Raw genomic sequence first — 639 nt, 5'->3', positions numbered from 1 at the left:
AATGATCTCAGACGGTTCCTGACCGAAGGCCAGTACATTCAGCGAAACGAGGACGAGCAGGTACAGCTCGCCAGGATTCTCAGCGTCGGCGGACCTGCGGTTCAGAAGGCTGGCCGGATCGCCCTGAACGGTTCAGCAGACGACATCCGAGAATTCCTGAAGGAGGGCCAGCACGTGGCACGCGCTCGCGACCAGGAATACGAGACGGGCGCCCAACTCATCAGGCTACTGCAGAGTCGGACGCCTCCAAGGATGCTTCCGCCCGGGCGGTCGCAGCAGCCCAGATGGCGAAAGCTGCTGCACTGAAGGCCGCTGACGAAGCAGCAGCAGCAAAGAACGATGTGCAGCATGCTGCCTCTGCAGCCAAGCGGGCAGCGGAAGCAGCGAGCCAGGCTGCTACGGCCGCCCAACAGGCCATCGGAGCAGCCAGGAGCGCCAACAACGCGGCCGGAGTGCCCGCCAGCGCCGCTGCCGGGGCCGCCTCCGCTGCGGCTGGAGCAGCCAATGCTGCTTCCCGAGCCCGGAACGCGGCAGCTGACGCTGCCACCGATGCGGGCAAGGCCCACAAAGCAGCGCAGGCAGCGAACGACGCGGACCAGGCAGCAGATGGGGCTGAGACAGCTGCGAAGGCCGCAGGCG

Annotated in this window: 1 protein-coding gene; it reads left to right on the top strand. The window is 66.5% G+C overall.

The genetic code is table 11. The features are described from left to right. A partial coding sequence (locus ABD323_RS43520; RefSeq protein WP_344447544.1) for an ALF repeat-containing protein occupies positions 1-306 on the top strand: 306 nt, incomplete at its 5' end. Positions 307-639 lie beyond the last annotated feature (333 nt).

The organism is Kitasatospora nipponensis, assembly GCF_039528135.1.
GTDB lineage: Bacteria > Actinomycetota > Actinomycetes > Streptomycetales > Streptomycetaceae > Kitasatospora > Kitasatospora nipponensis.
Note: the sequence above shows the minus strand (reverse complement) of the source record. Positions and strands in the feature narration are given on the sequence as shown.